This is a genomic window from Pseudolactococcus piscium (assembly GCF_002441695.1).
GTDB lineage: Bacteria > Bacillota > Bacilli > Lactobacillales > Streptococcaceae > Pseudolactococcus > Pseudolactococcus piscium.
The window spans coordinates 1-8,505 of record NZ_JXJW01000033.1 but is presented as its reverse complement, the minus strand read 5'-3'; the positions used below and the strand labels follow the sequence as shown (position 1 = coordinate 8,505).

The 8,505-nt window shown below is 35.0% G+C and carries 6 protein-coding genes; all 6 read right to left on the bottom strand.

All coding sequences use genetic code 11. The annotated features are described in order from the left end of the window. Window positions 1–157: 157 nt before the first annotated feature. Genes RU86_RS11255 through RU86_RS11230 form a run of 6 tightly spaced genes read right to left on the bottom strand, consistent with a single transcriptional unit; the run spans window position 158 to window position 8,156 of the window. Window positions 158–1,180, bottom strand: coding sequence for a WxLIP family cell surface protein (locus tag RU86_RS11255; RefSeq protein ID WP_096815383.1), 1,023 nt, complete (start codon window positions 1,178–1,180; stop codon window positions 158–160). Window positions 1,181–1,200: 20 nt separating this feature from the next. Next, window positions 1,201–1,953: a WxL domain-containing protein gene (locus RU86_RS11250; RefSeq protein WP_096815382.1), complete on the bottom strand. Its 753-nt coding sequence runs from the start codon at window positions 1,951–1,953 to the stop codon at window positions 1,201–1,203. 13 nt (window positions 1,954–1,966) lie between these two features. Further along, window positions 1,967–2,272, bottom strand: a complete 306-nt coding sequence (locus RU86_RS11245) for an EF2685/EF0750 family sortase-dependent surface protein (protein ID WP_096815381.1) — start codon at window positions 2,270–2,272, stop codon at window positions 1,967–1,969. A gap of 21 nt (window positions 2,273–2,293) precedes the next feature. Further along, window positions 2,294–4,015: a bacterial Ig-like domain-containing protein gene (locus tag RU86_RS11240; protein ID WP_096815380.1), complete on the bottom strand. Its 1,722-nt coding sequence runs from the start codon at window positions 4,013–4,015 to the stop codon at window positions 2,294–2,296. A 21-nt stretch (window positions 4,016–4,036) separates the two neighbouring features. Next, window positions 4,037–7,627 carry a mucin-binding protein gene (locus RU86_RS11235; protein ID WP_096815379.1) on the bottom strand — a complete coding sequence of 1,197 codons (3,591 nt, stop codon included), beginning with the start codon at window positions 7,625–7,627 and terminating at the stop codon, window positions 4,037–4,039. A 46-nt stretch (window positions 7,628–7,673) separates the two neighbouring features. Continuing rightward, a complete protein-coding gene (locus RU86_RS11230) occupies window positions 7,674–8,156 on the bottom strand; it encodes a DUF6568 family protein (RefSeq protein WP_096815378.1) in 483 nt (160 codons plus the stop codon). Between the last annotated feature and the right edge of the window lie 349 nt (window positions 8,157–8,505).

The window sequence follows — 8,505 nt, the reverse complement described above, 5'->3', positions numbered from 1 at the left end:
TGCATTTTAAGCAGAATTGAATCTTTATGTCCTTTTGATTCTGGACTAATATCAAATAATTAGATACGAAAAAAAAAATTAATCGCAAATTGCTTTTGCAATTTGCGATTAATTTTTCATTTTACCACTATCTTATAAAGACAAGTATTCCTATGTCTTATTCTTCTAAGCTATCTTTTAATGAACTTAGTTTTTTTAACAAAACAAAAATAGTTACTAAAAGACTAATCAATAACAACCCTATTAAAAGATAATACATCCAGGTAAAATCTTTTTTTATATAGACTGATTTCTTATTGAAGGATTTGGCAGCTTCCCCTTTTATTTCAAAATCTTTTTCAAAGTTCCACTGTTTCACATCTGATTTTGCAGTCCCTTTGAAAGTATATTTACCAGGTTTAAATGGTTTATCTCTCAAACTTATGGCATAATCAAAATTTGAATTAGGAGCCATTTTTAAACTTTGGCGCTTGTCTGAATACAAGACCTTACTGTCCCCTTTTTTAAAGATTTTACCATCAATGGATAAATCTTTAATTATCGCTGGCTTATAGTTCTGAATATTTGCTGTGACAAAGTTACGATAATTAATTTGAGAGGCTTTTACCTCATTTAGCTTTAATTCAGGACTCACTTTTGTTTCCGTCTCTGTTAGCTTAACCCCTATAACATAAGCATATCGGTTGATCACTTGTCCATTATTAGCATTTTTTGTATTATCTTCTGTAATTTTCTCGGTAAAATAGAGTCCACCAAGTACCACGCCATCATAAGAATCCTTTGGCATTACTAAGTGTACTAAAATCTGCTTTTTACTTTTTGCACCAACTGTTACTTCTTCTTCTGTTTTTGCAATATCTTGAAAAGCTATTTTAAGAGTATCATCTTTTTTATTATTCTGAGTATTGTATTCTACAACGCCATTTTGATTAGTAGTTGCTGCGTGAGAAATGATATTAATAGTCACATCTTTATCAGTATCGTTATATAAGTTTACTTTTAAATCTTGTATTTGACCTGGACTCATCTTTAAATCAAAATAACTTTGATTTTTATCAATCTGATTCTCAGGAATAACTGCTTGTACAGAAAACTTCATTTCCGAAGCAGAAACTCTAACTGAGAGTTGAAGAAAGAAAATTACCATAAATAGCAATAAATATATTTTATGTTTGCGCATATTTTCTCATTCTAGGACTTCTATGCTGGAGTATCATTAAGTAACCATGTAAGTTGAGTCGTATATTTTGCATCTTTAACTTTTTCTGATACTCCAGGAATGCTCAATGAGATACTTTTATCTCCTGTTGTTGAACTACCAAATGCATCTACCCAAGTGCCCATCCCTTGATTACTTTGAGCAGTCATCACATCTTGAGCAGCTCCAGCTTGACTTGAAGTGCCCGGAATAAGGGTAACCTCAGTACTTGCTGTTGGCGCTGTCGCTTTATTGTCTGTCGTAGTCGCTACTGTACCATTTTTTATTTTGATTTGAGCTCCTTTGAGTTCCTTAGAAGGTCCATTTTGAGTTGTAGAAAATTGAGCACCTTGTTGGACCTGTAGTTTCCATCCCGCATTTGTTCCCCGTTTATCTGTCACTTGAACCCAATTTGGTTTATTTACGAAACCGCCTCCTGTATTTTTTACTGTTTCAAATGATGCATAATAGGTCTCATCTTTGGCAGAAATATTCTGTTCTCCAAAATTAAAACTTGAAGCATAGTCTATGCTCAATGGCCCATTTGTTGGTGTTACAGGATTAGTTGGATCTACCGGTGTATTAGGATCAGTTGGATCTACTGGTCCTACAGGTGTAGTATCTTCTTTAAAGGTTACATCACCAGTTGTATTTACTGAATTAGTTGCGGCAGAAACTCCCTCAGAAGAGAGTGATGCAACTGATAATCCTGATGCTAAAATAACGCCTGCCATAAGTAAATGATTCATTTTCATTTTTAAGTTCCTCTTAAAATTTCTTTCTATTTTTTGTTGCTATTTTCATTGTTATGCCAATGACTAAGGTTAAGAACCCAAGCCAATTTAAATGACTCACTTCTGTCTCACCTGTTCTAGGTAAAATAAAGTTTTTATTGTTGGAGGTTATAATACTTTTTCCATTAGGGATAGTATTTGAAGGTTTTTGAGAAGTGTATTCTTCCTTAAAACTAATTGTCCCCTTAGTCACTATAGAATTTGTAGTATCTGCTCGAATTGGTTGACTAAACACTAATACTGAAAATAGTGCAATCAAAGTAATACCTATTTTTTTCATATTCTCACCTGCTTTCTGTATTTATACTGGTGTGTCAGTTAAACTCCACTGAATGACTCCCTTATATCTACCTGCCTTTACTGTACCAGGGGAAACTTGAATAATGGGGCCTGAATCTTGTGACCAGCTTACATCATAATCATCGATTCCTTTAGTGCTTATGCCATCAAATACGTTGGTCTCCTCAGATTTTGTAATCCATTGATCGGACACATTGGCTTTTCTAAATAGGAGAATATTTTCAGAAGCGGATTCCCCAGAACCATTTTTGAATGGTTCGACTAATTTAGCTGTTACCCTCCAAGAATTTTTATCTACACGAGTGTCTTCTACTATCATTTTCCAATTTGGATCTGTCCGCAATGTTTCTGAAGTTCGATTGGAGATCTTACTTTCATTGAAACTTAGCGTTTCAGGAACTTCTTTAAAAGTAAGACGTCCTGCAACGACTGAAACAGTAATCGTTTTTGAAACTTTATTCCCTTGTTGATCCGTATAACTATATGTAATCTCATAATCTCCAGGGGTTAGCGTATCCACTGTCCCCTCAACATTTACCTGTTCAATTTTGATAGGTTTCCCATCTTGATCAGTAGCACTTATGAAATTGTCAGCTGATTTCCACGTTATACCCGGTCCAGCTACAATAGTACTATCCTTTGCATCTATTGAAGTCTCTGATGCGATAACATTAACAGTAATGACTTTACTTACTTGATTACTGTTTTCGTCAGTGTAACTGTATGTAATAGGATACTTACCTATTTTTGTTGCATCCACTGTTCCCGTTACAACAACATCTTTGTCATCAACGGCATCTCCATTCTGATCTTTAGCACTTATAAAGTTATCTTTTGGATTCCATATCGTTTTTGGCCCTGCAATGATAGTACTGTCCCCAGCATCTATGGAAGCTTTAGTTGTCTCATAATAGACCGTAACTTTTTGGTCACTATCTGTTGGTTTAGGAGTGACTTTAGGTACAGTGATAGGATTAGGTAGCTTATACCCTTGAGCTGAAAATTTCGGTGAATCTATCGTAGTAAAATCTGGCTGTTTACTACCCCAATCGCTGTAATTTGAAAGTTTACCTGTTACAGCATCCACAAGAGCATTTCTCGTATAGTCTACTGTTTGTACTACTTGAGGAGAAAGCGAAGTTTGAGTTACCTTGTTAATATATTGAATAGTCCTAGATACTGAATGTGTTAGATAATCCTTTGTAGTACCTGCCGGCCACTTAGGACCTTCTGGTCTACTCGTTTCGAGCGGTTGTGCCGGATCACCAGGATTTTCGGCAGTAGCCGTAATAGTTCTATGCCAATAAGTAACAGTATAATCATTACTTCTACTCCAATTTATTTTATCTATATCATTATCATTTGGCTTTCCTCTGTATGCAGGATTTACGACATCATCAGAAGGTGGCGTATAGCCTTTACTTGTCAAATCAGGGGATGTCGTTTGTTCAGGAGTTGAGCTAACATACCAAGGTTCTTTCTTTTTTAGGGCTCCATTATCAGACCAAAATTCTAGCCTTCTCTTGTAAGCATTAGTTTGTATAACTCTAGACGCAATTTCTTTGTTGGTTTCTGAATCTACATATTTAATTGTTAACTTTACTGTTCTTGTGGGCCAATAGATTTTATAAGCTCTTGCATCCACATGTGTCGCATTAAAAGCTGTAAAAGCTGTAAAAACAAAAACTGTCAGTAAACTTTTAAATAAAATGTGCTTTCTCATTATTCTTCTCTCTTAGTTTATTTATTTTTCTACTTTTTTTCTCAAAAGGACTATAATAACCCCTACAGAAATACAGCCTAAAAGTGCTAGTCCTAAAGTATTTCCTTCTCCAGTTTTAGGTAATGGAGCTTTTTTAGAATCTCCATCATGAGCTTCTTTTATTGCTTCATTACTATTAACGCTTGACTTGTTTTCTGGTTTCTTCGTTTCTCCTCCGTCAGACCTATCAGGTTTAGCTTTTTCTTGTTGCGTGTAGATCACAAATAATTCAATATCTTTTGTTGTACCAGTAATATCAGAAACCATCGGAATGGATGCTTTATCTGCTTTAAAGCCTGAAATATGAGGACTATCAACGGCCTTAAAGTGTGTTCCATTTACTGGAGACCATTCTCCGTAGGTTATAGTCTTTGAAACCTTATCAAATATTATTTTCCTTTTGAAAATAAGTTGAGCATTATAATCTTCTAATGCTTTAGATCCATCTGAGTAGTTATAGTGAATCACTTGTTTTATGTTTTGAGACACTACAGAGGCTGTTGTATCATGTTTAAAATGAATATTGAATACTTTCTTAGTTCTTGCCTGATCATATACGACTCCACCTGAAGGATAATCATTGGAAACTAATTTGTAGCCAAGTTCTACATAATATTTGATTTTTTCATCAGTACGGTAATTGTCTGTCGTTCCATGTGTTCCTGACAACTGCTCTACGTTTAGTGACTCTCCCGTAGTATCATCAATATAGTTGACTTGTGCATATTCAAGATTACCAGAATATATTACAGTCTGATTAATATCATCTGAATTTCCCGTTATACTACTAATTCTGTCTAGTACTGGTTGATCTGAAGTATAGCCTAAAATAGATGGCGAATTTACAGCCTCAAAAAAATGTATACCCTCAAGAGGTTGCCACTCACCGTACTCACTTTGCCCAGTTGCTTCATTTTTAGTTATAACTCTTGCAAAAGGAATTATCTCCATAAAGTCTTGCAAAGCTTCAGTACCATTGGAATACTTGTATTGAATTCTTCTTTGAACTACCTTTGTCTCTACCTTATTTTCTCCAGTAGATCTCAAGTGAACTTCAAAATGCTGTTCCTTTCCAACCTGGTTATATTTAACTCCATCGCTTGGATATGTATCAGAAATAAACTGATAACCAAGACTAGTATAAGTTTCTATTGATGGCTGAGTACGATAATCATCAGTCATTTCATATGCCCCTGATAGGTGTGTCACATAAAGGACTTGACCTTTCGTATCATCAATATATGTTACTGTTGCTTTTTCTTGACTTGTTGTATATATCACCTCAATATCCATGTTTTCTGAATCTCCTGTTACATGACTAACCGCACTTACCTCTTTCTGACTTGGATTATATCCAGCAATTGTAGGCGAGCTAACACTAGGGAAGTCTGCTTCTCCTTGAGAAGTCCAGTCTGTATAGACTTTTTCCTCCGTATCAGGATCTATAAAGACATTTCGATTAAAGATAATTGATGCCTTGTGATCTTCCAGTGCTTTAATGCCACCTGAATAGTTATAATGAATATTCTGAGTAACTTCCTTTGTCTCGGTCTCCTCAACAGTAGCCCAGTGCGCATAATAAGTCACTCCTCCTTCAGGAATTACAATTGTTTCTGGGATACGAGCCCCTCCCATAGCTTCAGTAAACCAACCCAAAAATTCATACCCTGAGTGTTCTGCTTTAGCAAGGTTCTTTAAGTTTACCTCTTCAAAGGTAGTGCCCGAAATAGGTTCTTGAGATGTTGCTCCACGATTCACATCAAAAGTGATCTGCTCATTTTTCTCTTTAATATACTTTCCTGGGAAAGAGCCATCATAGTTTGATGTAAGCTGGCTTGAAGTCCCCATTCCTTTATAAGGCGATAAAGCTTGAATCCAATTTCCAGTATAGTTATTTGTCTTTTCTATGTCTGGGAGGTCACATGTACTGTTTAATATGGTTTGACTTCCAAGAGTTATAGATGAAAGACGATCTAGACCGCTGAGCATTTCTCTCATATCTGTTACACTTGTAGTATCTAAACCACTTAAATCAATTTGTTTAAGCTTGCTGTTACCTACAAGCATCCGATAAGTTGAGTTTAGATTAGAGGTTGTTGAAGCACTTGGCATCACCAATTTCTCTAAATTAGAATCATAACTTACGAATTGGCTAAGCTGCTCTACTTTGGATAAATTAAAATTTGAAACATCTAATTCTGACAAATTTGGATTATTACCAAACATCATATGCATTGTAGTCACTTTAGAAGTGCTAAACGTACCCACATTTAGATGAGCTGCTCCACTGTAAGCAAACATATAGCTCATATCAGTAACTTCACTAGTATCAAGATAATTCAGATTATCTATTGCTTCCAAGTTACTTAAACGCTTAGCTTTTGCATCATCAGATTGCCCACCCTGCCCGAATAGCTGATTTGAATTACTTGGAGCCTTAACGTTTTGCGTGAACACAATTTTTCTAATTTTAGAAGCTTCAATTTTTAATTCATCGTTTCTCTTCCATGGAGCTGTACCCTCTCCCCCTAAATTCCCTCCTCCTGTAAATGTGAGGGTTCCTGTGCTATCATCGAAATTCCAAGGAACTTCTCCCCATGTTTTTTTTATTGTTACCGGATATAAATTAGCTCCACCAATTGGCATATTAATCGTTGAGTCTTGATTAAAAGTTCTTATCCCATCAGTCAAGCCAATAACTTTTTCTCCTGGCTGAGTTGATTTGTCTGCTAAAGCGAATAAATCCTTTGTACTGATTGTTTCAGTATTTTTCCCTTCAATATATTCCCCTTCTGGGTTAATCTCTTTCTTTTTTTGATCATAGGTGGCTTCGTCCTTCCAAACATATAGTCGAGAAGTTTCGTTTCCAATATCAGTATTGTTCTTTAAAACATTTTGGTCAACTAATGCCGCAAAAGCTCTTTTCCCACCTGAAGATCCGTGATATACACTTGTTATTTGCCCTTGTGAATTAAGCAAAGGACTACCCGATACACCTCCACCTCCGCCATCAAAATTTCCGACTACGATGCTATTTCCACCTTTCTCACGAAAGGTATCTATCCATGTTTTTATTTGACGCTGGGATTGCCTAGCTGGAAAACCAATAATAGCAGTATCACGACTTCTTTTTAAGGAAGCTTTTGTTTCTTCCTTATCCCATAAAGTTAATGGTTTTCTTAAATCACCTATATGCACTCTCTGACCATTAAAACTAGCAGTATATAGCTTGATTAGCGCATAATCACCATATGTACTCGATCTAGCATGATAAAAAGATTCTGCTTTATTGATTCCAAAACTTGCTTTATTTCCTCCAAAGTTCAATACTATTTTTTCAGAACGACTACAGTGCGCAGCTGTAAGGACATAGTCTTTTCCTACCACTGCACCACTGCATGAACTTTTAACACTTAATCTAACTGCAGAGGCGTAGGGGAATTCCCAATTATAATCTGCCTGAACCCAATGACTTTCATCCCAAACATTAAACTCTTCCGCATGAACAGAGCTTTGTATAAACAAAAATCCGTTCAAACTGAGTAAAAATATAATAAAATAAATACGTTTCATTTACTTCAAGGTCTCCTTTCAACTTCCATATCCCTAATAAAAGATATTATTCTTTACTTTGTATAAATTGATTCAAACTCTTTTCATCATCGCCGCTGAACTTTGTTATTTGACCAGTAGCATTTAAATATACCAATGTTGGCACCTCATCAATATGATATTCATTTAAAATGTCATTTAAGACCTGAGGTTGGTCACTTGAAGCTGTATTAACGTAGTAAATGTCCACATTATTTTTAAGCGATGATTTTTTTAAAATGTGGGAAAAGTCTCTACAGTAAGGGCAAGAGATTCGACCAAAGAAAATAAATTTGTTTCTGAAGTTTTCTTTATTCTTTAACAAATCTGTTCCAACTTCTTTGAATTTTTTTATAGCCCCTTTGTAATAATCATAATCTTTACTCACTGCTTCTTCTTTTGATACATTATTATTCTTATTCTCTATACTAGTTCCTTTTTCTGATTGATGCCTGCAAGAACTCAAGGTTATCAGCAAAAAAATACATATACATTTTGAAAACTTTAACATCTAATTCTTTACTCCTCTTTTTTTCATTTTTCTTTTCATAGTTCTTCCTTTAGTCATTTCAAGTATCTGCTAATTCTACTAGTCATTAAAACCTGCATTCTTCCTCCTTATCTAAGTAGATAAGGAGCCAGATATTCAAAATTAGTCCAATCAGTCCTAAAATTAGGATCAGCCAATAATAAAAAATAACTAATACTTCACCATATTTTACTGTCAATTCAATAATACACACTACACTTTCTGCCTTCATATGTTGATTCCATTTACATTAAATTGTTACAACTTTCGCTTGCACTAGGTACATTACATCAGTTCAATTCCATTAGTTTCAGGAAAATACAAATTTTCC